The sequence below is a fragment of the Pseudooceanicola sp. NS-SX8 genome, from assembly GCF_057380755.1.
The window spans coordinates 1,155,420-1,177,370 of record NZ_CM170819.1 but is presented as its reverse complement, the minus strand read 5'-3'; the positions used below and the strand labels follow the sequence as shown (position 1 = coordinate 1,177,370).

At 66.4% G+C, this 21,951-nt stretch carries 20 protein-coding genes; 13 read left to right on the top strand and 7 right to left on the bottom strand.

What is annotated here, in order from left to right; translation table 11 throughout:
• The first annotated feature begins 196 nt into the window (after positions 1-196).
• The 5 genes from AC2IR1_RS05425 (at position 197) to AC2IR1_RS05405 (ending at position 5,723) form a co-directional block, all read left to right on the top strand.
• A complete protein-coding gene (locus AC2IR1_RS05425; RefSeq protein WP_486475261.1) occupies positions 197-1,357 on the top strand; it encodes a Gfo/Idh/MocA family protein in 1,161 nt (386 codons plus the stop codon).
• Positions 1,357-2,241, top strand: a complete 885-nt coding sequence (locus AC2IR1_RS05420; RefSeq protein ID WP_486475260.1) for a carbohydrate ABC transporter permease — start codon at positions 1,357-1,359, stop codon at positions 2,239-2,241. Before AC2IR1_RS05425 ends, AC2IR1_RS05420 begins: the two co-directional genes overlap by 1 nt.
• On the top strand, positions 2,238-3,098 hold the full coding sequence (locus AC2IR1_RS05415; RefSeq protein WP_486475259.1) for a carbohydrate ABC transporter permease: 861 nt from the start codon (positions 2,238-2,240) through the stop codon (positions 3,096-3,098). Before AC2IR1_RS05420 ends, AC2IR1_RS05415 begins: the two co-directional genes overlap by 4 nt.
• A 157-nt stretch (positions 3,099-3,255) precedes the next feature.
• Entirely contained in the window at positions 3,256-4,464 is a 1,209-nt protein-coding gene (locus tag AC2IR1_RS05410; protein ID WP_486475258.1) for an ABC transporter substrate-binding protein, read from the top strand.
• 134 nt (positions 4,465-4,598) lie between these two features.
• Positions 4,599-5,723: an ABC transporter ATP-binding protein gene (locus AC2IR1_RS05405; RefSeq protein WP_486475257.1), complete on the top strand. Its 1,125-nt coding sequence runs from the start codon at positions 4,599-4,601 to the stop codon at positions 5,721-5,723.
• A 152-nt stretch (positions 5,724-5,875) separates the two neighbouring features.
• On the opposite strand, the gene AC2IR1_RS05400 is transcribed toward AC2IR1_RS05405, so the two are convergent.
• Both AC2IR1_RS05400 and AC2IR1_RS05395 read right to left on the bottom strand, forming a co-directional pair.
• Positions 5,876-6,967 carry a D-TA family PLP-dependent enzyme gene (locus tag AC2IR1_RS05400; protein WP_486475256.1) on the bottom strand — a complete coding sequence of 364 codons (1,092 nt, stop codon included), beginning with the start codon at positions 6,965-6,967 and terminating at the stop codon, positions 5,876-5,878.
• Positions 6,967-7,488, bottom strand: coding sequence for a hypothetical protein (locus AC2IR1_RS05395; RefSeq protein WP_486475255.1), 522 nt, complete (start codon positions 7,486-7,488; stop codon positions 6,967-6,969). Before AC2IR1_RS05395 ends, AC2IR1_RS05400 begins: the two co-directional genes overlap by 1 nt.
• A gap of 196 nt (positions 7,489-7,684) precedes the next feature.
• Between AC2IR1_RS05395 and AC2IR1_RS05390 the strand changes: the two genes are divergently transcribed.
• The 4 genes from AC2IR1_RS05390 to AC2IR1_RS05375 all read left to right on the top strand — a co-directional run bounded on the left by AC2IR1_RS05390 (position 7,685) and on the right by AC2IR1_RS05375 (position 12,218).
• Complete coding sequence (locus AC2IR1_RS05390; RefSeq protein WP_486475254.1) at positions 7,685-8,548, top strand: MurR/RpiR family transcriptional regulator; 864 nt, start codon at positions 7,685-7,687, stop codon at positions 8,546-8,548.
• A gap of 104 nt (positions 8,549-8,652) precedes the next feature.
• Positions 8,653-10,095, top strand: a complete 1,443-nt coding sequence (locus AC2IR1_RS05385) for a M81 family metallopeptidase (RefSeq protein WP_486475253.1) — start codon at positions 8,653-8,655, stop codon at positions 10,093-10,095.
• Positions 10,096-10,223: 128 nt separating this feature from the next.
• On the top strand, positions 10,224-11,438 hold the full coding sequence (locus AC2IR1_RS05380; RefSeq protein ID WP_486475252.1) for an MFS transporter: 1,215 nt from the start codon (positions 10,224-10,226) through the stop codon (positions 11,436-11,438).
• 42 nt (positions 11,439-11,480) lie between these two features.
• Positions 11,481-12,218, top strand: coding sequence for a copper homeostasis protein CutC (locus AC2IR1_RS05375; RefSeq protein WP_486475251.1), 738 nt, complete (start codon positions 11,481-11,483; stop codon positions 12,216-12,218).
• A 52-nt stretch (positions 12,219-12,270) separates the two neighbouring features.
• Here AC2IR1_RS05375 and nagB read toward each other — a convergent pair whose 3' ends face one another.
• Together nagB and AC2IR1_RS05365 are read right to left on the bottom strand one after the other, a co-directional pair.
• A complete protein-coding gene (nagB, locus tag AC2IR1_RS05370; protein WP_486475250.1) occupies positions 12,271-13,032 on the bottom strand; it encodes a glucosamine-6-phosphate deaminase in 762 nt (253 codons plus the stop codon).
• A gap of 4 nt (positions 13,033-13,036) precedes the next feature.
• Positions 13,037-13,435: a RidA family protein gene (locus AC2IR1_RS05365; RefSeq protein WP_486475249.1), complete on the bottom strand. Its 399-nt coding sequence runs from the start codon at positions 13,433-13,435 to the stop codon at positions 13,037-13,039.
• A gap of 414 nt (positions 13,436-13,849) precedes the next feature.
• Between AC2IR1_RS05365 and AC2IR1_RS05360 the strand changes: the two genes are divergently transcribed.
• Positions 13,850-14,704, top strand: coding sequence for a sugar phosphate isomerase/epimerase family protein (locus tag AC2IR1_RS05360; RefSeq protein WP_486475248.1), 855 nt, complete (start codon positions 13,850-13,852; stop codon positions 14,702-14,704).
• 95 nt (positions 14,705-14,799) lie between these two features.
• Here AC2IR1_RS05360 and AC2IR1_RS05355 read toward each other — a convergent pair whose 3' ends face one another.
• Complete coding sequence (locus AC2IR1_RS05355) at positions 14,800-15,705, bottom strand: sugar phosphate isomerase/epimerase family protein (RefSeq protein WP_486475247.1); 906 nt, start codon at positions 15,703-15,705, stop codon at positions 14,800-14,802.
• A gap of 174 nt (positions 15,706-15,879) precedes the next feature.
• On the opposite strand from AC2IR1_RS05355, the gene AC2IR1_RS05350 reads away from it, so the two are divergent.
• Entirely contained in the window at positions 15,880-17,385 is a 1,506-nt protein-coding gene (locus AC2IR1_RS05350) for a GMC oxidoreductase (protein ID WP_486475246.1), read from the top strand.
• Between the two features lie 69 nt (positions 17,386-17,454).
• Positions 17,455-18,519 carry a Gfo/Idh/MocA family protein gene (locus AC2IR1_RS05345; protein ID WP_486475245.1) on the top strand — a complete coding sequence of 355 codons (1,065 nt, stop codon included), beginning with the start codon at positions 17,455-17,457 and terminating at the stop codon, positions 18,517-18,519.
• 78 nt (positions 18,520-18,597) lie between these two features.
• On the opposite strand, the gene AC2IR1_RS05340 is transcribed toward AC2IR1_RS05345, so the two are convergent.
• Together AC2IR1_RS05340 and AC2IR1_RS05335 are read right to left on the bottom strand one after the other, a co-directional pair.
• The gene (locus tag AC2IR1_RS05340; RefSeq protein WP_486475244.1) at positions 18,598-19,560 is read right to left on the bottom strand and encodes a levansucrase; all 963 of its coding nucleotides are present in this window, start codon (positions 19,558-19,560) and stop codon (positions 18,598-18,600) included.
• 113 nt (positions 19,561-19,673) lie between these two features.
• Positions 19,674-20,480 carry a helix-turn-helix domain-containing protein gene (locus AC2IR1_RS05335; RefSeq protein WP_486475243.1) on the bottom strand — a complete coding sequence of 269 codons (807 nt, stop codon included), beginning with the start codon at positions 20,478-20,480 and terminating at the stop codon, positions 19,674-19,676.
• Between the two features lie 250 nt (positions 20,481-20,730).
• On the opposite strand from AC2IR1_RS05335, the gene AC2IR1_RS05330 reads away from it, so the two are divergent.
• Positions 20,731-21,948, top strand: a complete 1,218-nt coding sequence (locus AC2IR1_RS05330; protein ID WP_486475242.1) for an amino acid ABC transporter substrate-binding protein — start codon at positions 20,731-20,733, stop codon at positions 21,946-21,948.
• Positions 21,949-21,951 lie beyond the last annotated feature (3 nt).

Here is a 21,951-nt window from a genome sequence, read left to right as displayed (position 1 = left end):
TTGAACCGATTGCCTGCACCTCAGGCAGAACCTGAAAATGAATTTCACCATATCCGCTGTCTTTCGCATTTTCATATTGACTGTCACGAATTGCCCCCACAGTCTACGAAAATAAATTACGTAAATCGGGTGACATTGTCACGGGGCCCTCCTCCGCGACGGCGTCCAAAGCCCGAGTTAGACACAGGGATCGAGAATGAAAGTCGGCATCGTCGGTCTTGGGTACCGTCTGGGCTACCTGAGCCAGGTCTTCACGCAAATGCATCCGGAATTCGAGATCGCGGGCTACGTCGATCCCGCCCCCGCAGGCATGGATCTTCTGGTTGAAAAGGGTATCTCCGCGGGGACCCAGTACGAAACCCTCGACGCCATGCTGAAGGGCGAGGATCTTGACCTGCTGATGGTCGGCTCGCCCAACTACCTGCACCTTAAACATATCCGCGCCGGGTTCGAAGCCGGGCTGAAGGTCTTCTCCGAAAAGCCGGTGGTCACCACCAAGGAAGACAGTTTCGAACTGGCGAAGCTGCTGGCGAAATACGGGGTCGAGAACCTGCTGATCGGCCTCGTGCTGCGCTATGCGCCGCTCTACACCGACCTGCGCGCGGCCCAGGCCCGGGGCGAGCTGGGCGAGGTCATCTCGATCGAGGCCTCCGAACATATCCCGCCCTACCACGGTGCCTTCTTCATGCGCGACTGGCGCCGCTACGACCGCTGGGCCGGTGGGTTCATGCTGGAAAAGTGCTGCCACGACATCGACCTCTACAACGGCGTCATCGGCGCGCGGCCCGAACGGGTCTCCTCCTTCGGCGGCAAACGCACCTTCGTGCCCGCCAACGATCCGCGCAACCGCGGCATCAACGACATGGAAGTCTACAACCGCAAGCCCTCCGGCTGGAACGGGTCGGACAAGGTCTTCGACAACGATGCGGAGATCATCGACTACCAGGTCGCCATCGTCGAATATGAAAACGGCGCCGCGCTGAACTTCCACACCAACCTGAACGTGCCCGACGATTTCCGCCGCTTCGCGGTGATCGGCACCCAGGGCATGGCAGAGGGCGATTTCGTCCGGGGCTTCCTCAATGTCACCGACAGCCACACCGCGCAGCCGATCGAACGCAAGACCTACCAGGCCTCCGACCTGTCGCACCACTACGGCGCGGACGAGGAAATGGCCAAGGGTGTCATCGCCTCTGTGCTGACCGGCGCCAAGCAACCCGTTTCGGTCATCGACGCGCTGGAAGCGGGCCTTCTGGCCATGGCGATGGACGAAGCCCGCGCCAAGCGTACCGTGATCGAGATGTCCCGCACCTGGGATCTCTTCGACGAGGCGCTGAACGCGAAGGTACCTGCCTGATGTCGTCCCAGAAATCCGCCGTCATCTTCGCCTGGATCCTGCTGGTCCCGGCGCTGATCTACGTCTGCGCCATCGTGGCCTACCCGCTGCTGCAGACGATCAACCTGTCCTTCACCAATGCCTCCCTGCGGCGCACCACCGATTACATCGGCTGGGCCAACTACGAGAAGATCTTCGATGCGGAGTTCGCGGCGATCATCGGCCGGACCTTCCTTTGGACCTTCCTGTCGGTGTCGATCAAGATGATCGTGGGCACCGGCGGCGCCATGCTGCTGAACGCCGCCCTGCCCGGCCGGGCGCTCTTCCGCATCCTGACGATGCCGCCCTGGATCGTGCCCATGGCCATCGGCATCTTCATGTGGGGCTGGATGTACAACGGCCAGTTCGGCATGATCTCCGGCCTGCTGCAGCGCTTCGGCCTGGTGGACGGCCCCGTCGCCTTCCTCGCCTACGGCAACACCGCCTTCTGGGCCACCATCGTCACCGATGTCTGGATCGGCGTGCCCATGGTCACCATGTACATGCTCGCCGCGATTCAGTCGGTGCCCCATGACCTGCACGAAGCCGCCTGGACCGATGGCGCCAGCCGCTTCTACCGCATGCGTCGGATCACCCTGCCGATGATCTTCCCGGCGGCGATCACCATGTCGATGATCTCCCTGATCTCGACCTTCAACAGCTTCGACCCGATCTGGATCCTGACCCAGGGCGGCCCCTCGGGCTCCACCACCACGATGATCATCGACACCTATTCCACCGCGCTCGGCTCCAAGAAGTTCGGTGAAGGTGCGGCCCGTGCCGTGGTCATCTGCCTGTTCCTGTCGGCCTTCGCCCTGCTCTACTTCCGCGCCGTGACCCAGCTGTCGAAAAGGATGACGACATGATGAAGAAGAACGCCATGATCGACCGCTACCGCTGGTGGGAAGTGGTCCTGATGTACTGCGGCATCGCCATCTTCCTCTTCTTCGTGCTGGCCCCCTTCATCGAAGGGTTCCTGGTCTCTCTGAAGCCGCTGGGCCTGCTCTTCTCCACGCCCTACAAGTTCCTGCCGGAAAACGGCTCCTTCAAGGCCTATGTCACCATGTGGGAAAGCGTGCCGGAATTCGGCCGCTACATCTTCAACTCCTTCTACATCTCCACGATCATCACCGCGATCGTGCTGGTGCTGGTGGTGCCGGCCTCCTATGCCTTCGCCCGGATCAAGTTCAAGGGATCGGGCACCCTGCTGGGCGCCTTCCTGGCGGTCAACATGTTCTCCGGCGCGGTGCTGCTGATCCCGCTGTTCCGCCTGATGCGCAGCTACGGGTTGCTCAACACCTACTGGTCGATGATCGTGCCCGGCGTGGCCTTCCTGATCCCCACGGCGATCTGGCTGCTGGCCACCTACATGCGCCGCATCCCGCGGGAACTGGACGAAGCCGCCTACGTCGACGGCGCCAGCCACTTCTACATCCTGCGCCGCGTGATCCTGCCGCTGGCCATGCCCGGCATCACCGTGGTCGCCATCACCACCTTCATCGGCGCCTACGCGCAGCAGTTCATCTTCGCGCTGACCTTCAACTCCAAGACCGAATACATGCCGCTGCCCATCGGCCTTTACGCCTACTTCGGCCGGCAGGAAGTCATCTGGAATGAGCTCATGGCGGCCTCCTTCGTGGGGATCGCGCCCGCCATGATCCTGATCTTCGCGCTGCAACGCTACCTCGTGGCCGGCCTGACCGCCGGTGCGGTGAAGCAGTAATCGCGCAAGACCCGGCTCCCGCGCCACGGTGCGGGGGCCCACCGAGCGCCCCGCGACAGGGGCGCCACAACTGCCCCGCAAGGGGTCTGCCCGTCCCGCCAAGGCCCCGTGGCCCGCGCGGGTCCGCCCCGCAAGGGGTCCAACAGGAGAGAAAACGATGACCAAGACCATTCTTCGCACCGGGGCCGCGCTTGCCGCGCTGACCGTCGCGATGCCCGCCATGGCAGAAGAGATCACCATGATCGTCTGCGGCGACAGCATGGACCCGATCCAGCAGAAGTACATCGACATGTGGGAAGCCGAGAACGAGGGCTGGACCGTCGCCCCCGAAGTCGTCGGCTGGGGCCAGTGCCAGGACAAGGTGACCACGCTCGCCGTCGCCGGCACCCCGGTTGGCCTGGCCTACGTCGGCTCCCGCACCCTGAAGGAATTCGCGGAATTCGGCCTGATCGAACCGATCCCGATGACCGAAGAGGAAAAGGCCTCCTACTACCCCAACGTCGTGGGCACCGTGACCTACCAGGGTGAACAGTGGGGCGTGCCCGTCGCCTTCTCCACCAAGGCGTTCTACTGGAACAAGGACCTCTTCGAAGAGGCAGGCCTTGATCCCGAAACCCCGCCCGCGACCTGGGACGAGGTGATCGCCGATGCGAAGGCCGTGACCGAAAACACCGACAGCGCCGGCTTCGGCCTGGTCGCCAAGACCTTCGACAACACGATGCACCAGTTCCTGCACTGGGTTTACACCAACAACGGCAAGGTGATCGACGACGAGGGCAACATCGTCCTGAACTCGCCGCAGAACCTGGAAGCGCTGGAAGCCTACAAGGAGCTGGTCCCCTACTCCGAAGAAGGCCCCACCGCCTACGAACAGAACGAGGTCCGCGCGATCTTCCTCGACGGTGGTGTCGCGATGATGCACGCCTCCATCGGTGCCGTCTCCCGCCTGGAAGACACCGACATCAACTGGGGCGTCGCCAACCTGCCGCTCGGCCCCGAAGCCAAGGGTCCCGGCACGCTGCTGATCACCGACAGCCTCGCCGTCTTCTCCGGCACCGGCTACGAGGACAAGGCGATCGACCTGGCCAAGTACATCACCGCGCCCGAGCCGCAGGAAGAATATGACCTCAACGCAGGTCTGACCCCGCTGCGTCCCTCCCCCACCATCGACGCCCTGGTGGCAGAGCACCCCTACTGGGCGCCCTACATCGACGGCATCGAATTCGGTGGTCCGGAACCGCTCTTCACCGACTACCGCGGCTTCCAGAACATCATGATCGAGATGGTTCAGTCCGTCGTCACCGGCCAGGCGGAACCCGCCGATGCGCTGGCCAAGGCCGACGCCGCACTCAAAGAGCTCGAGTGATCTGAGATCGTCGAGACAATCGGAGCGGGCCCCCGGGCCCGTTCCGGCACCCCGTCCCCACACGGGTTCTCCCGGGTCCGCTGCCCGCCCTCCTACGCCTGGGCCGGATCGCCTGAAACAGAAAGGATTCTCCCTTGGGACAGCTTGCCCTGAGCGGTGTGAAGAAACGCTTCGAGAAACTGGAGGTCATCCACGGCATCGACCTCGACATCCGGGATGGCGAATTCGTCGTCTTCGTCGGCCCCTCGGGCTGCGGCAAGTCCACCCTGCTGCGGATGATCTGCGGACTGGAGGAGATCACCGAAGGCGACTGCACCATCGACGGCACCCGGGTCAACGACCTGCCCCCCGTCAAGCGCGGCATCGCCATGGTCTTCCAGAGCTACGCGCTCTACCCGCATATGTCGGTCTATGAAAACATCGCCTTCCCCCTTCGTGTCGAAAAGCTCCCGAAGGAGGAAATCGACGCCCGCGTGAACCGCGCCGCCGCCGTGCTGCAGCTGGAAAACCGCCTGCACCAGAAGCCGGGCAACCTTTCCGGCGGGCAGCGTCAGCGGGTCGCCATCGGCCGCGCCATCGTGCGCCAGCCCTCGATCTTCCTCTTCGATGAACCGCTGTCGAACCTCGACGCCGCCCTGCGCGCCGAAATGCGCATCGAACTGACCGCCCTGCACCAGAAGCTGAAGGCGACGATGATCTACGTCACCCACGACCAGGTCGAAGCCATGACCATGGCCGACCGCATCGTCGTGCTGGACGGCGGCTCCATCAGCCAGGTGGGCGCCCCGCTCGAACTCTACCACAAGCCCGACAACCTCTTTGTCGCGGGCTTCATCGGCAATCCCCGGATGAACTTCATCCCCGGCACCTGCACCGCCGTCTCCCCCGAAGGGGCCACGGTGGATCTGGCAACCGGCGGATCCATCACCGTGCCCGTCGCCGCAGCGGAAGCGCTGGTGGGCCAGGCGGTGACCCTGGGCATCCGTCCCGAACACCTCAGCCAGGCAGAGGGCGACATTTCGATCACCGTCACGCCCACCGTGGTGGAACGGCTCGGCGTCAATACCGTCGCCTATGCCGAGCTTGAAAACGTGGGCACCGTTTCGGCCCTGCTGCCCGGCGCCTCGCCGGTGGCCCCCGAAACCCCCGCGACGCTCTCCTTCACCGCCTCCGACTGCCACCTCTTCGATGCAGAGGGCATGGCCCTTTCCCGCATGGTCGACAGTGCCATGCCCATCCCGGAGGCCGCCCTGGCCTGAGATGCCGGATCCCGGGCCCGCCGCCCGGGGCCCCGCCCCAACCACCTCGTGGTTTACCCGGAAGACCTCCCCTCTTCCCAACTGAAAAGGGAGCGGCCCCGCCGCTCCCTTCTTTCATGTCCGCAGTCTGATCTTCGAACCCGACTTCGGGCTCACCAGACCGTGCCGCGCGCGGCCACGTCCAGCACCCGGGTGACCGTTTCCCCGTCGTGGAAGACCATCCGGTCGAACAGGTTCGTCACCACGCAGGTATGGTTCGGGATCACCCGCAGCTGATCCCCCACCTGGGGCCCCTCGCCCGGCACTTCCGACAGGTCGACCACGCCGTGTTCCTCCGACAGGCCGGTGATCCGCGCGCCCGGGTACTCCACGATCAGCCCGTGATCGTCGAACCCCAGCAGGTCCGATGTCAGCGCCTTGGACCCGGCGTCGATCACCGCGCGGGTCGCCGTCGGCCGCGACACCACGGTGACAAGGACATGCATCGCGCAATCATCCTGCGCGCAGTGGCCCGCCCGGATCATCGACCGGTCGTTGTAGACATAGGTCCCCGCCCGATGCTCCGTCGCCGAAGGGATCTGCCCCGCGGCAAAGAAATCGGGCGTGCCCCCCACGCTGACCACCGGGCAGTCCAGCCCGGCCGACGTCAGCAGCGCCTTGGCCTCGGTCACGAAGCCTTCGACCGCCGCCGCGCCGCCCGGCGCCGGGTAGGTCATCAGCCCGCCGAAGCGCAGCCCCGGCGCCGCCGCGATCTCTGCCGCCAGAAGGGCCGCATCCGCCGGCAACTGCACGCCGCAGCGCCGGCCGCCGGTGTCGCATTCCACCAGAACCGTCAGCGGCGCCCCCGCGTCGAAGGTCTCCGACAGGCCGGCCACCACGCGGGCATTGTCCGCCGTCACCGCAAGCGCGCCCACCCGCGCATTCAGCGCCTTAAGCCGCGCCAGCCGGGCCGCGCCAAGGATGTTGTAGGTGATCAGGATGTCGTCGAAACCGGCCTCGGCAAAGACCTCCGCCTCGGTGACCTTCTGGCAGTTGATCCCCACCGCGCCCGCCGCCAGCTGGGCCTGCGCCACCTGTGGCAGCTTGTGGGTCTTGATATGCGGGCGGAAGGCGCGGCCAAGGCTGTCCATATGGGCCTGGGCGCGGGCGATGTTGGCGGCAAGGCGCGCCTCGTCGATCACCGGCAGCGGCGTCATCACGTCGCGCAGCGGGGTGCCCGCTTCGGGCCAGATACCGGCGCTCATCAATGGCCACCATAGGGCAGGTAGCCGACGAAGCCCGCGATCTTCCATCCCGCCTCCGTCTCGCGGCAGATATAGAGGGTCTGCCACAGCATCCGGTCCTCGCCGCCATCGGCCCGCCGGATCCGCCCGTCGAACTTCTTGCGCACCAGCGCGCTGCGGCTGCCCGGGGCGCCGTCGATCTCGATCTCCTCCAGCTTCGTCGCGCGGAAGATGCCCGTCCGCTGATCCTCGGCATAGACCGTCTTCTGCCCCTCGACCGCCTGGCGCAGCCATTCGTCGCGATAGGCCGAGAGAGAGGCGAAGGACAACTTCCAGTCCTGCGGATCGGCGGCGAAGTTGCCGTTCATGCCGGTGAAGTTCTCCGCGATGAAGTCATCGGCCACCATGGACCAGTCGGCGCCGATGTAGGCGTCGATATCCCGGGGCACCAGCATCTCCCAGATGGCCCGGCGGGCGCTGTCTTCCACCGGGAAGGGGTTCTGCATCGGATCGCGCATCGGCGCGGCGTCATCTGCTGTCATGTTGAAATTCTTTTCGTAGTTTGCCGAAAACTCTGGTCAGTCTTGGGGTGACATGCCAGAGTGTCAACGGAATTAAGAAAATCATTTTCGGATCCGACCGGATTTTCGCCCTTCCCGGCCACCCCACTTCAGGGACGATGCCAGCGGCGGCACCCGTCGACACGGATCCGGACCGCACGCCGGAGGGGGCAGGCCCATGGATATCTTCGCGACGCTGATGCAGGAGGGGCTGAAGCTCTCCCAGTCCGAACAGCGGCTCGCGGACCTGGTGCTGAAGGATCTCGACTTCGCCACCAATGCCTCGATTACCGACCTGGCCGCAAGGGCCGAAGTGTCGCCGCCCACCGTCACGCGTTTCTGCCGCAGGCTGGGCTGCAACTCCTTCTCCGATTTCAAGGTGACCCTGGCCAAGTCCTCCTACGTCGGCCTGCGCTACCTGCGGCCCGAGGCGAAATCCTCGACCCCGGCGGAAGTGGCCGAAGATATCGTCACCAAGGCGCAGAAGGCGCTGGCGATGATGCACGACAGCCTGGACATGGCAGCCCTGGAAAAGGCCGCCGCCGCCGTCTCCTCGGCGCAGATGATCTATGCCTTCGGCTCCGGCGGGAATTCCTCGATGATCGTGGGGGAACTGCAGAACCGCCTGTTCCGCCTCGGGCTGCGCATCACCACCTCCACCGACCACGGGATGCAGCTGATGCAGGCCTCGGCGGTGGAACAGGGCGATGTGCTCATCGGCTCCTCCTTCTCGGGCCGCAACACCGAACTTGTCCGCGCCTTCCAGCTGGCCCGCGACCAGGGCGCGCGCACCATCGCCCTGACCCAGTCGAACTCCCAGGTGGCCCAGGCCGCCGATATCGTGCTGGCCGTCGACCTGCCGGAGGGGGAAAACATCTTCCGCCCCACCTCGACCCGCTACGCCATGCTGGCCGTGGTCGATATCCTGGCCAACCTCGTGGCCTATTCCACCCGCACCACCAGCGCCGCCACCCTGCGCCGGATCAAGGAAAGCCTGATCCGCCACCGCGACGGCGACGACAGCCAGCTGCTGGGCGACTGAGCCCCGCACGCCCGCCGTCCCTCCCGACCGTCGCACCCCCAGAGGCCGCCCAACGGCCCGAACCGCCCCGAAACCCAACGCCCCACCAACAGGCGAGACTGACCATGACCACCAGGAAACGGATTGCCGTCGGCGGCATCCACACCGAATGCTCCACCTACAACCCCGTACTCATCCGCGCCGAAGACTTCGCCGTGATGCGCGGGGAGGAGCTGACCTCCTCCGACTACTTCGCCTTCCTGCCGGAAGATGACGTGGAGCTGCTGCCCCTGCTGCATGCCCGCGCCGTGCCCGGCGGGCCCGTCGATGCCCCGGCCTACGAAGGCTTCAAGGCCGATCTTCTGGCCCGGCTGAAGGCCGCGCTGCCGGTCGATGGGGTCTACCTGGCGATGCACGGCGCGATGCATGTGGATGGCATGTGGGACGCCGAAGGCGACTGGATCAAATCCGTGCGCGACCTCGTCGGGCCCGACGTCCCGATCTCGGTCAGCTATGACCTGCACGGCAATGTCAGCCAGCGCATCATCGACCAGATCGACATGTTCGCGGCCTATCGCACCGCGCCCCACATCGACACGCCCGAAACCATGCAACGCGCCTGGGGCATGCTGCTGCGCTGCCTGCGCACGGGCGAAAAGCCCTTCGTCACCTGGGCCAAGATCCCCGTCCTGATGCCCGGCGAACGGTCCTCCACCGAAGACGAACCGGCGAAGTCGCTCTACGCGGCCCTGCCCGGCCATGACGCGCGCCCCGGCATCTGGTCCGCCGACCAGATGGTCGGCTATGTCTGGGCGGATGAACCGCGCGGCACCGCCGCCGCCGTGGTCACCGCCACCGATAGGGCAGAGGCAGAGGCCGTCGCGACCGATCTGGCCCAGGCCTACTGGGACGCGCGGGACAAGTTCGCCTTCGGCCCCGTCACCGGCCCCCTGGAGGAGATGCTGGACATCGCCGCCCGCGCCACCACGGCGCCCGTGATCCTGGCCGAAAGCGGCGACAACCCCACCGGCGGCGGTGTGGGCGACAACGGGCTGGTGCTGGCCGCGCTGATCGAACGCGACTGGCAGGATGCGCTGATCGCCGGCATCACCGACGCCCCCGGCGTAGAGGCCTGCTTCGCCGCCGGTGTCGGCGCCACGCTCGACCTCTCGATCGGGGCAAAGCTCGACCCGGCCGGCGTTTCGGCCACTGCGACCTTCACGGTCGAAACCCTGCTCGAAGGCCAGGGCGGCGCCTATGCCCAGGCCGTGGTGAAGACCGGCGGCATCACCGTCGTGCTGGCCGCCCGCCGCCGCCCCTACCACAACTTCGAAGATTTCGAGGTGCTGGGCCTGGATCCGCGCAAGGTCGGCCTGCTGGTGGTCAAATCCGGCTACCTCTCCCCCGACCTGGCGCCCATCGCCAGTCCCAATCTGATGGCGCTGACGGACGGCGTGGTGAACCAGGACATCCCGCGCCTGGCCAGCCTGCACCGCACCCCCGGCCTCTATCCCTGGAACCCGGAGGCGACCTTCACCCCCGCGCCCACCCGCTCCGCCCGCGCCTGACGCGCAGGCCACCGGCCGACCCAAGGCCCCACCGCACCGCAGCCCCCCCCCTGCGGTGCGCCCCCCGTTCAGGACCCACCTTTGGGCCCAGCGCCTGCGACAGGACCCGCCACAGGACCCGACCAAAGATGTTCGACATCCTCAAGACCCTGCGCGCCTCCCCCGGGCTGCGCGCCTGCGCGGCGGCGGTGTTCTGCTGCGGCATCGCCGCGGCCTCCACCGCGCCTTACAAGTCGGTGGTGGCGATCCGGGAACTGGGCCTGTCGGATGGCGCCTTCTCGGCGCTGACGCTTTCGGCGGCGATCATCAACGTGCTCTCCTCGATCTGGCTGGGCACCCTGGCCGATCGCGATTCCGGCTACCGGCGGCTGCTGATGTGGCTGGCCGGGATCGGCATCACGGGCTTCGGCGCGATCTACCTGGTGCCCCATGCGGCGGTCTTCGTGCTGGCGCTGCTGGTGCCGATCTCGATCTTCGGCGGGCTGACGCCCATGCTCTTCGCCGCGGGCCGCGTCTTCTCCGAAGACCTGCCCCGGGCGGAGCGCGCGGCCATGTCCTCCGTGCTGCGCGGCATGGTCTCCGCCGCCTGGATCCTGGTGCCCGGGGTGCTGGGCTTTGCCCTGGCCGGGGCCGGTTCCATGTTGCCCGCCTTCGCGGTGGCCGCGCTGGCGGCGGCGGGGGTGCTGGCGGTGCTGGCATTCATGATGCCCCGCGGCGGCAGCGGCGATCCCGCCCGGCGCCCGCCCCGTGTCTCCCTCATCGCGGCCTTCGGCCTGCTGATGCGCCCCGCCGTGGCGCTGCGTGTGCTGGGCACCGCGCTCATCACCTCCGCCATCCATGTCCATGCCGCCGTCATGCCGCTGATCATGACGGGCCGGGCCGGCGGCACCAATGGCGACGTGGGCATCACCGTCGGCATCGTCGCCGGGATGGAGCTCCTCTTCCTGCTCGTCTGGGCCCGGGTCACCACCCGGATCTCCGTCACCACGGCGCTCGCCATCGCCATGGTGCTCTACACCGGCTACCTGGGCGCCATCGCCCTGGCCACCACCCCCGGCATGATCATCGCCGGCGCCTTCCTGGGCGGCACCGCCGCCTCCGCCCTGATCACCCTGCCGCTCGGCTACCTGCAGGAGCTGATCTCTGACCGTCCCGGCCTCTCCGCCTCGCTGATCTCCCTCAACCTCTTCCTCGCAGGCGCCATCGCCGCCGGGCTCTTCGGGCTGGGCACCGCGCTTGGCGGCTATTCCACCGCCGCCTGCCTCGGCATTGCGGCGGGCCTGGGCGGCGCGCTCGGCCTGCTGGCCCTCGAACGCTGGCACCCGCAGACCGCCGCGCCCTAAGATCGCCCCAAACCCCGACCCGGAACGCGAACGGACCCTGCCATGCCCCGCCTCCTCGAAATCTGCATCGACTGCCCCGCCGGGCTGCAGGCCGCGATCACCGGCGGCGCCGACCGGGTGGAGCTCTGCTCCGCCCTTGCCCTGGGCGGGCTGACCCCCTCCCCCGGGCTCATCGCCCGCGCCGCCTCGGCCCCGCTGCCCGTCATGGCGATGATCCGCCCCCGCGCGGGCGGCTTCGACTGGTCGGAAGAGGAAGTCGCGGTGATGGAGGCCGAAATCGCCTCCGTCGCGCAGGCCGAGCTGGCCGGTGTCGTGCTGGGCGCCACCCGCACCGACCCCCGGACCGGCACCGTGACCCTGGATGTGCCCGTGATGACGCGCCTCCTGCGGGCCGCGCGCGGGCTCGACATCACCCTGCACCGCTGCATCGACCTGATGCAGGATCCCCTGGCCGCCATCGACCAGGCCGCAGAGCTGGGCATCGCCCGCATCCTCAGCTCCGGCGGCGCCGCCACCGCCACTGCGGGCATTCCCCGGCTGGCGCAGATGATGGCGCGGGCGGGCGACAGGCTCTCCATCATGCCCGGCGCCGGTGTCTCCGCCGCCACCCTGCCCGGCCTTCTGCAGGCCCTCGACCCGCAGGAGGTGCATGCCTCCGCCTCCCAGCCCGATCCGGGCACATCTCCCGGCACAGGCGCCCTGGCCGCCTTCGGCTTTCAGCCCGCAGGCGCCAAACGCACCGATGCCGCCACCGTCGCGGGCCTCAAGCAACTCCTCTGAAACGCAAAAGGGCGGCCGCGGGGCCGCCCTCTCCGATCGCATCGCGCGTGCCTCACTCCGGATGCACGTCCAGGTAATAATCCAGCAGCTCCAGCTCCGACGCCGCCGCGCGGTCCAGCACAAGGGTGGCATGGCGGTGCATCTGCAACACCGACCCCGGCCAGCGCGCCGTGACCGGCCCCTCGATCACCTGCGCGACCGCCCGGGCCTTCGCCGCCCCCGTCGCCACCAGCAACACTTCGCGCGCGCGCATGATCGTGCCGATGCCCATGGTGATCGCCAGCCGTGGCGGCGCCTCGCCATCAGGGAAATACCGGCTGTTGGCCTCCCGCGTGGATCGCTCCAGCGTCTTCAGCCGGGTCACCGAGGCCAGGCTCGACGTCGGTTCGTTGAACCCGATGTGCCCGTTCAGGCCCAGGCCCAGCAGCTGCAGGTCGATATCTCCCGCCGCCGCGATCGCCGCCTCGTAGCGCTCGGCCTCCGCCTCGGCATCGGGCGCCTCGCCCACCGGCAGATGCGCCGCCTCCGGCGCGATGTCGATGTGATCGAACAGCTTCTGCGCCATGTAGTAGCGATAGGAACAGGGGTGATCCCCCGCCAGCCCGACATATTCGTCCAGGTTGAAGCTCTGCGCGCGGGCGAAACTGGCCCGGCCCTCCCGGTGCAGCGCGATCAGCCGGTCATAGACCGCCTCCATCGTACCCCCCGTCGCCAGCCCCAGGACAGAGGCCGGCCGCGCCGTGACCTGCGCCGCGATCAGCTCCGCCGCCCGGGCAGAGGCTGCCGCCGCATCTTCCAGTATCAGGATCTTCACGCCGTCAGTCCTTCAGCGGGCAGTAGGCCACCACGTCCATCTCCACTTTGGCATCCACCATCAGCGGGGATTCCACGGTGGACCGGGCCGGCGGCGCGATGGAGAAGTGCTTCTTGAACACCGCGTTGAACGAAGAGAAATCGCGCGCGTCGTCCAGCCAGACCCCGACCTTCACCACATGTTCCAGGGTGCAGCCCGCCAGCGCCAGGACCTCTTTCAGGTTCTCGATCACCACCTCGGTCTGGACCGAGATGTTGCCCACCACGACCTCTCCGTCCCGGGTCGGCACCTGCCCCGACACGAAGACGAAATCGCCCGCCCGCACGGCCTTGGAAAAGGGGCGTTCCTGGCCGCCGGCCTGGGCATCGGCGGCGTCGAGGCGTTGAATACCGGGGATGGACATGACGGGAGCTCTCCACGAAATTGATTTTCTTTTTTCTGGCGGTTTTGCCCGGGATAGGCAATAGATTCCGCCGAAGACGGGGGAAATTATGAAATTCATTTCCGAAATCATGGGGGCGGAGGCCGCCAGGGCGCCGAAATGCGGCGGATCGGCCGGGACCGGCGAACGCTGCGTTAACCCGGGCCGTTTCCCTCATGCTGCACCGCCGCGATACCGACGCAATACCGACGTGATACCGACGTCGCGATCTCGGCCCGAAACCCCTGTTAACCAAGGCCCGGGCGGCGTGAGTCGCTGCACCGCAGTACCGACGTTCGAAACGATGCCGTAGGGCGGGGTTAACCCCGCCTTCCGCCCCCGCCTTCCAAACGCCGCACCTCCCCCTTCGGCCTGACGCCCAACAGCAGAGACCCCATGACAGAAACGACGCCTCCCACCGCTATGGCCACCCCCGACACCCGCCCGCCTTTCGCCCGCATCAGCCTGAAATGGAACATGATCGAGGCAGAAGACCTCAACATCGACCAAACCTTCGCCATGCTGGCGGAACTGGGCTATGACGGGGTGGAACTTGACGCGCCCACAGATATGGACCTTGACGCGGTGATCGCCGCCAGCGCCGCCCATGGCGTCGCCCTGCCCGGTGTCATCAACGCCCGCCACTGGACGCACCCCCTCTCCTCCCCAGATGCAGAGACCCGCGCTGCGGGCGTTCAGGGCTGCGTCGAAGCCCTTGAGACAGCGCAGAAAATCGGTGCGGAGACGGTCCTGCTCGTGCCCGGCGCCGTGGGGCCGGAGGTCAGCTATGCCACCGCCTGGGACCGTGCCATCGCCGGGGTGGAAAAGATCCTGCCCCATGCCGAACGCACCGGCGTGAAGATCGGCATCGAAAACGTCTGGAACAACTTCCTGCTCTCCCCGCTGGAGGCCGCCCACTTCATCGACCATTTCGATCACCCGTCGCTCGGCTGGTACCTCGACATCGGCAACATCCTCCGCAACGGCTGGCCCACCGACTGGATCGAGGTCCTGGGCCCGCGCATCCTGCGCGTCGACCTGAAGGAATACAGCCGCGGCAAGATGGATGCAGAGGGCCCCTGGAAGGGCTTCAATGTAGAGCTGGGAGAGGGCGACTGCGATTGGGCGGCCGTGAACAAGGCCCTGAAATCCGTGGGTTACAGCGGCTGGGCCTCGGTAGAGGTCGAAGGCGGCGGGCGGGATCGCCTGGCCGATATCCGCACCCGGGTGGAAAAGATCCGGGCGCTCTGACCGGCGCTTCCCCAAAGGCACGCTAACACCAAGGGGCGCCCCCGGGCGCCCCTCTTTGCAACGCTCAACCGGGCTCAACCGGGATCAGTCCCGCCTCAGGCGGCGATCTCCGCCTTCACCTCGTCGAAGATCCGGATCACGTTCTTCAGCCCCGTGTCGCAGCCCATCATCGTCGGTTCGTTGCCTTCGAATTCCAGCGACACGTAGCCGTCGTAGCCCGACCGCAGCACCGCTTCCACGATGGCCCGCGTGGCCACGTCCCCAAAGCCGAAGACGGTGCCCTTGATATGCCGCCCGTTGAGCGTTTCCAGCCAGCCGGGGCCCGGGTAATGCTTGCGCAGCAGGAAGTCCTTCACATGGACAAATCCAGCAATATCAAGGCAGTTGCCCACCGCAATCTCCGGGTCCTCGTCCACGCAGAGGAAGTTGCCGATATCCAGCGTCATGCGGAAACTGGGGTGGTCCACCGCATGGATCAGCCGCCGGCAGCGCTCGCTCGCATTCATCAGGAAACCGTGGTTCTCGATGCTCACGATGACATCCCGCGTCGCCGCATGCTCCGCCAGTTCGCGGCAGGCCTCGGTGATCACCGGGTAGAGCCCCTCGACCTGGGCCTGGCTTTCCGCCCGCAGGGACCAGGGCACCACGTCCGTCCGCAGGAACCCGACGCCCAGGTCGGCGCACAGGTCGACATAGCGCTTGGCACGTTCGATCTGCCCCCGCCGCGTCGCCGCGTCCTCGTCGATGAAGCTCGCCGGGATGCACAGGCCGGAAAGCTCGATGCCCGATTTTTCGGCAGCCGCTTCCAGGCGCGCCCGCGTCGGCGCATCCTCGTAGAGCTCGTAATTCATCATTTCTTCAAGGCTTTGGCCTATGGTCAGCGTCGCCAGTTCCAGATGGGTCCCGCCGGATGCGGCAATCTGGTCGAAAACGCCTTCCAGACTGATTTCCTGGCGCTGGAGCATGGGCAGGAAGCTGTAGGAGCTGATGCCGAACTTCATGGTAAATCCTTGTTTTCATGCGAAAATGCCCGCCCGGTGAGCGTCGGGCTGAAAGCTGTCCTGAAAACGCTAGCATCCGTAAATTCTTTACACAACCTTATTGACTTTCCCGGTCACGCGCGCGTTCATGCGCCTTAAATTGAAAATCTTTTACAGATACTCGGAGTTCCGACCATGACTACCCGATCCGCCGATGTCGTCATCGTGGGGAGTGGACCGACCGGTTCCACCTATGCCCGGATCATCCGCCGCGACTGGCCCGAGGCCCGCATTCTCATGGTCGAGGCAGGTCCGAAAACCACGCCCGAACCGGGCAAGCACCTGGACAACCTGACCGAAGAAGGCCGAGACGCGGCGCGGCTTCTGGCGCAGGGGCCGGCCCGTGGTGTCAGCTACGACCCGATCACCCGCGACGAATGGGAAGCCCGCAAGGCCGGGCGCCACGACGCCTCCCTGCACCGCCGCCCGGGGCTCTTCTTCTCCAACACCGACGCCCACGACGAAAAGGCCTTCGCAGGTTTCGCCGCCGCCTCCGTGGGCGGCATGGGCGTGCAATGGACCTCCGGCTGCCCGCATCCTTCGCAGTCGGAGCGCATCTCCTTCATCGACCCGGCAGAGATGGAGGCCGCCCTGGCCATCGCCGATGACCTGCTGGGCTCCAACAAGCATCCCTTCCCCGAAGACAAGGGCTCCGACGAGCTGCGCGCGCGCCTTGGCGCCGTCTTCAACCCCGGCCGTCCCGAGGATCGCAAGGTGCAGCCGATGCCCCTGGCCTACACCGTCACCGACGATGGGGTGATCACCCATGGCACCGATCATGTTCTTGGCGATTTGGTCAATGAACCCAGTGACATGTTCGAAATCCTGCCCGAAACCGCCTGCCGCCGCGTCCTGCATGAGGACGGCGTTGCGACCGGGGTCGAACTCGTCTCCATGACCTCGGGGGAGGCCTTCACCGTCGCCGCCGGCACGGTCGTTGTCGCCTGTGACAGCCTGCATGGGCCGCAGTTGCTCTATGGCTCCGGCATCCGGCCCGATGCCCTGGGCCGCAACCTGAACGACCACTACCTGATCAACCGGATCTTCACGACCGACATCGAAGGCCCGCTGACCTCCATGTCCTGGATCCCGCGCGTCGATGATGCCGATTTCCCCTTCTCGGTCACGATCCACGGCAACAACCCGGCGAACTTCCCCTTCCCGGAAGAGATCGAGGGCACCCTTGTCGGCATGGGCCTTTTCGTGGCCGCCGATCCCCGCCCCGAGAACCGGATCGTCTTCGACGACGACAACCTCGACTGGAAGGGCCTTCCCAGCTTCTCGATCCACGCGCCCCGCAACGAGGTCGACGAGGAGCGGATCGCCATGGGCAAGGCCATGGCTGAAAAGATCGCGACGACCCTCGGCACCATGGTCGAAGGGTTTGCCACCTATCGCCTGCCCACCGGCAACTCGCTGCATTATCAAGGCACTATGCGCATGGGAGAGGTCGATGACGGCACCTCTGTCTGTGATCGCTACAGCCGCGTCTGGGGGTTCGAGAACCTGCATGTCGCCGGCAACGGGGTGATCCCGACGGTGACCGCCACCAATCCAACGCCCTTCATCGTGGCCCTGGCCTCCATCGGCGCGGCCAAGATCGCGGCCGAACGCCGGAGCGTGGCAGAACTCGCCGCCTGACCGGCCATCCCTACCTTCGGCCCCGGCACGCCCGGGGCCTTCCGCATATCAGCAAGGACGGACATTCCCATGACCGACACCGCCCAGAAACTCTCCGTCATGGTCGTAGGTCTCGGCCAGATGGGCCAGAGCCATGCCATGGCCTACCACGCCCATCCGGGGTTCCAGATCACCGGCCTCGTCAACCGCTCTGCCCGGTCCCTGCCCGAGGCCCTGCAGGCCTATCCCCTGCTGCATGACTACAAGGCCGCCCTGGCAGAGCTGAAGCCCGACGTCGTGTCGATCTCTACCCATACCGACACCCATGCCGACTATGCCGTTGCGGCCTTGGAAGCGGGCGCGCATGTCTTCGTGGAAAAGCCGCTGGCGGCCAATGTCGCGGACGCGCAGCGCGTGGTCGATGCCGCAAAGGCCAACGGGCGCAAGCTCGTAGTGGGCTACATCCTGCGCCACCACCCCTCCTGGATGCGGCTGATCTCCGAAAGCCGCGCCCTTGGCGGGCCCTTCGCCTTCCGCATGAACCTGAACCAGCAGTCCAGCGGTAACGCGTGGAAAATCCACCAGGAAATCCTGAAAACGACCTCTCCCATCGTGGACTGCGGCGTGCATTACGTCGACGTAATGTGCCAGATCACCGATGGCCGCCCCGTCGAAGTGCGCGGCATGGGCGTGCCCTTCGCCCCCGGCCTGAAGGAAGGCATGTACAACTACGGCCAGTTCCAGGTGCTCTTCGATGACGGCTCCGTCGGCTGGTACGAAGCAGGCTGGGGCCCGATGATCTCGGAAACCGCCTATTTCGTGAAGGACGTCATGTCGCCCAATGGCGCCGTGTCCATCGTGATGGAGGAGAAGACCGGCTCGGCTGACATCAATGCGCACACCCAGACCTCCAAGCTGCGCGTGCACCATGCCGAAACCGGCGCGGATGGAGAGCTGCTGCGCGAGGATGAATACCTGTCGATGGAAGGCGAGCCCGATCACCAGGGCCTGTGCGACCGGGAGCAGGATTACCTTTACCGCGCGATTGTCGACGACGTGGACCTGACCCGGCACATGACGGATGCCGTGGACAGCCTGGGCATCTGCCTTGCCGCGGATGAAAGCATCCGGACCGGCCAGCCGGTCAAGCTCTGACCCGGTCACGACAATTCCGCCGGAAAGAGGCCCGGCTCCCGTCCATCTGTCGGGGGCCGGGCCTTTTTGCAGGGCTCGTCAGCCGGCGATACGCAGGGCGCCGTCCGCCGTCACGTCCAGCGTCATCGGATCGTCCAGCAGGCCCAGGAAGGTGCCGTCGCGATAGGTGATGCAGCTCATCATCAGGTCCCGTCCCTGCGACGGCACCCACCGCGGGGCATAGCGTTCCCCCTCCGGCGTGCCGAAAAGGAACGGCCCTTCGCCCATGCTCCAGGGGCCACGCGGGTGATCGGCCACCAGGTAGTGGATCCCGGTCAGCGCCGGGCCCGGGTGCTCAGCCTTGTAGGCATCTGACCAGGCCCCGGCCGTGGTGCAGAAAAGGCAATACCAGCGGCCCGCCTTCTCGAAGACGGTGGGCACTTCGATTTCACCGAAAAAGCCCACGTAGGCAGGGGCTTCCAGGGTCCAGTTGAACAGATCGTCGGACCGCGCCATGCCCACGGCACCGGCCTCCAGCGGGTCCTCGGGCGCCGGAGAGCGGCCGGTGAAATACATCAGCCAGCCCGGGCCGTCGGGATCGCGGATCACCCAGGCATCCCGCATCGAGCAGTCCTTCCACCGGCCCGGAACATGCCCCTCGTAAAGCTCCGCCCCCGGTACCGTCATGTCCAGCGCGATCCCGCGCCGGTCCCATGTCTTCAGGTCCGTGCTCGTCGCGTGGCCGACCCTTTGCACCAGGCCCTCTTCGGCGCGGCTGGTGCCGGTGTAGAACAGGTGCCACAGGTCGTCATCGCCACGAATGACCGACCCGGTCCAGACGGTGTAATCGTCAAAGGCGGGCGCTTCGGCCGGGGCAAAGACGGTGCCTTCGTAGGTCCAGGATTTCAGATCGCGGCTGGTGGCATGCCCATGGGTCACGTTCCAGTGGCGCAGTTCGGCATCGCCCAGGCTGCGATCCGCCTGCAGGAAGTAGACATGCCAGGTCCCCTGGTCTTCAACGTACCAGCTGTCCCAGATCCATTTGTCCTCAAGTTCGAGCATGTTGGCCGCTCCCCTGGTTTCGGTGTCACTTGGCCGCGCGCAGGTCGTGCCGGCGGCTTGCGGCGCACCCTAGGGACAGCGGCGAGACGCGTCCAGACGGCGGGAGGGATGCGTCATGGCCATGCGGCGAAGGAGGCGGGTTCCTCATCCGCCTTGCGACCGTGGGAGCGGCGGAACGCGCCAGGGTTCTGGCCGGCCTCACGGCGGAAGAAGCGGGTGAAATAGGCCGGATCGGCAAAGCCCAGGCGAAACGCCACCTGGGAAATCGGCGTTCCGGTGTTCGCCAGCAGTTCCATCGCTTCGCGCATCAGCATCCTGTGCAGGTAGGCCCGGGGCGACAACCCGGTTGCCCGCTTCACGGCGGAGCCAAGGCGATCACGGCTGACGTTCAGCTCCCGCGCGTAGTCTTCCACCGGCAGGTGATCGCGCAGCCTCTGCGCCGCCATAAGGATGAACCGTTCCGACAGGCCCTGGGGCGCGCCGCCCAGGTTGACGATATCCTTGCGCACCAGCCGCCAGAGCTGCAGCAGGAGCAGGGTCAGGTAGCTGGAGGCCGCGATGTCCGCCCCCGGCGCCGCCTCCTCCTGTTCATGCAGGAGCGCTTCGCGCAGGCGCGACAACCCGCCAGAGGTATCGGCCGCCAGGTCCAGGTCCTGTGACAGGGTCCGCTGCATCTGCGCCCCGATGGGCGTCGCAGGCAGGGCATTGAGAAGCACGAAATCCGGGATCGACAGCAGCGTCCCCCGCGCGCCCGCCTCCGCGATCATTTCCCGCGCCGTCCCGGAGGCCCACCAGACAAGACGCGGCCCCGCATGATCCGGGGCCATGGCACCGCCCTCCCGGCGAAGGTGGACCATGCCGTGTTCCAGCCAAAGCAGGTGCGACATGTCCGCCGGCAGGGCAAAAGCAATACGCGACAAGGGGCTGCGTATCTGGTGCAACCGCGGGCTGGGGCGGCGCAAGCGCCGGATGTGATCCGAATAGGGCATGAAAGGATGCTGCAGTTGCCCCGACCGGAAATCAATCATCAGTACAATTAATCACCCCGAGAGTGCATTTATCACGACCAGTCCCCGGGATTAGTCTGCTGTCCTGTTCCCTGCACCCTGAGGAGAGGGCCGCATCGGAACGCGACTGGCCGGCACATGGCTGGCCGAAAGGGAGGAAGCAATGATTGGTATTACGCGGCGCGCAGCCCTGCGCGCGCTCTCTGCTGCCGTGACCTCGTCACTGGCACTTTCCGCAGGCATGGCCCGGGCCGAGGGCGACACCGTCACGATCGGCTATGCCGTGGCACGCACCGGGCCGAGCGCCACGGGCGCGGGGATCACGACGATCCCCAACTATGAGCTCTGGGTGGATACGGTGAACGCCGCCGGCGGGCTGAAGATGCCCGACGGGACGCAGAAGATGATCGAGGTGGTCGAATACGACAACCGGTCCGCCAACGAAGACCTCGTGCGGGCGATCGAGAGGCTGGCCACCCAGGACAAGGTCGACCTGATCCTGCCGCCCTGGGGCACCGGCCCGAACCTGGCGATCGCGCCCCTGATGGCCCGCTTCGGTTATCCGCAGCTTGCCGTCACAGCGGTGACGGACAAGGCCCCGGAATTCGCGGCCCGCTGGGATCGCAGCTTCTGGATGCTGGGTGGCGGGCATGACTACGCCGCGGGCCTGGTCGATGTGCTGTCCAAGGCACGGGATGCGGGCACGATCAACAACAAGGTCGCCGTTGTCTCCGTCGCGGACGGGTTCGGCATCGACCTGATCAGCGGCGCGCGCGCCGCCTTCGAAGACGCCGGGTTCGAACTGGTCTATGACAAGACCTACCCGCTCGGCACCTCCGACTTCGCCGCGATGATGAGCGAGGCCCAGGGATCCGGCGCGGACAGCTTCATCGCCTTTTCCTACCCGCCCGGTTCCTTCGGGATGACCAAGACCGCGCAGTCGATGAACTACAACCCCAAGGTCTTCTACATCTCCGTCGGAGGGGCCTTCCCGATTTACCCGGGCATCGCGGACGGCAAGGCGGAAGGCGTCATGGCCATCGGTGGCGTCGATGCGGACAGTCCCGCCATCCAGGATTACTTCACCCGCCACGCGGAATTCATCGGCAAGGCGCCAGACAGCTGGGCCTCTGCCATCACCTATGCCTCGCTTGAAATGCTGGCCCAGGCGGTGGAGCGCGTCGGCCTCGACCATGGGGCCCTGGCGGAGGAACTCTCCACCGGGACGTTCGAAACGGTGATCGGGGACGTGACGCTGGAGGATAACCAGCTGCGCGACCTGTGGTGGGTCGGTCAGTGGCAGGGCGATGCCTTCCGCGCCGTGAACCCCGCCGACAAGGAGGGGGCCTCCGCCCCCGTGATCCCAAAGCCGGACTGGTGACTT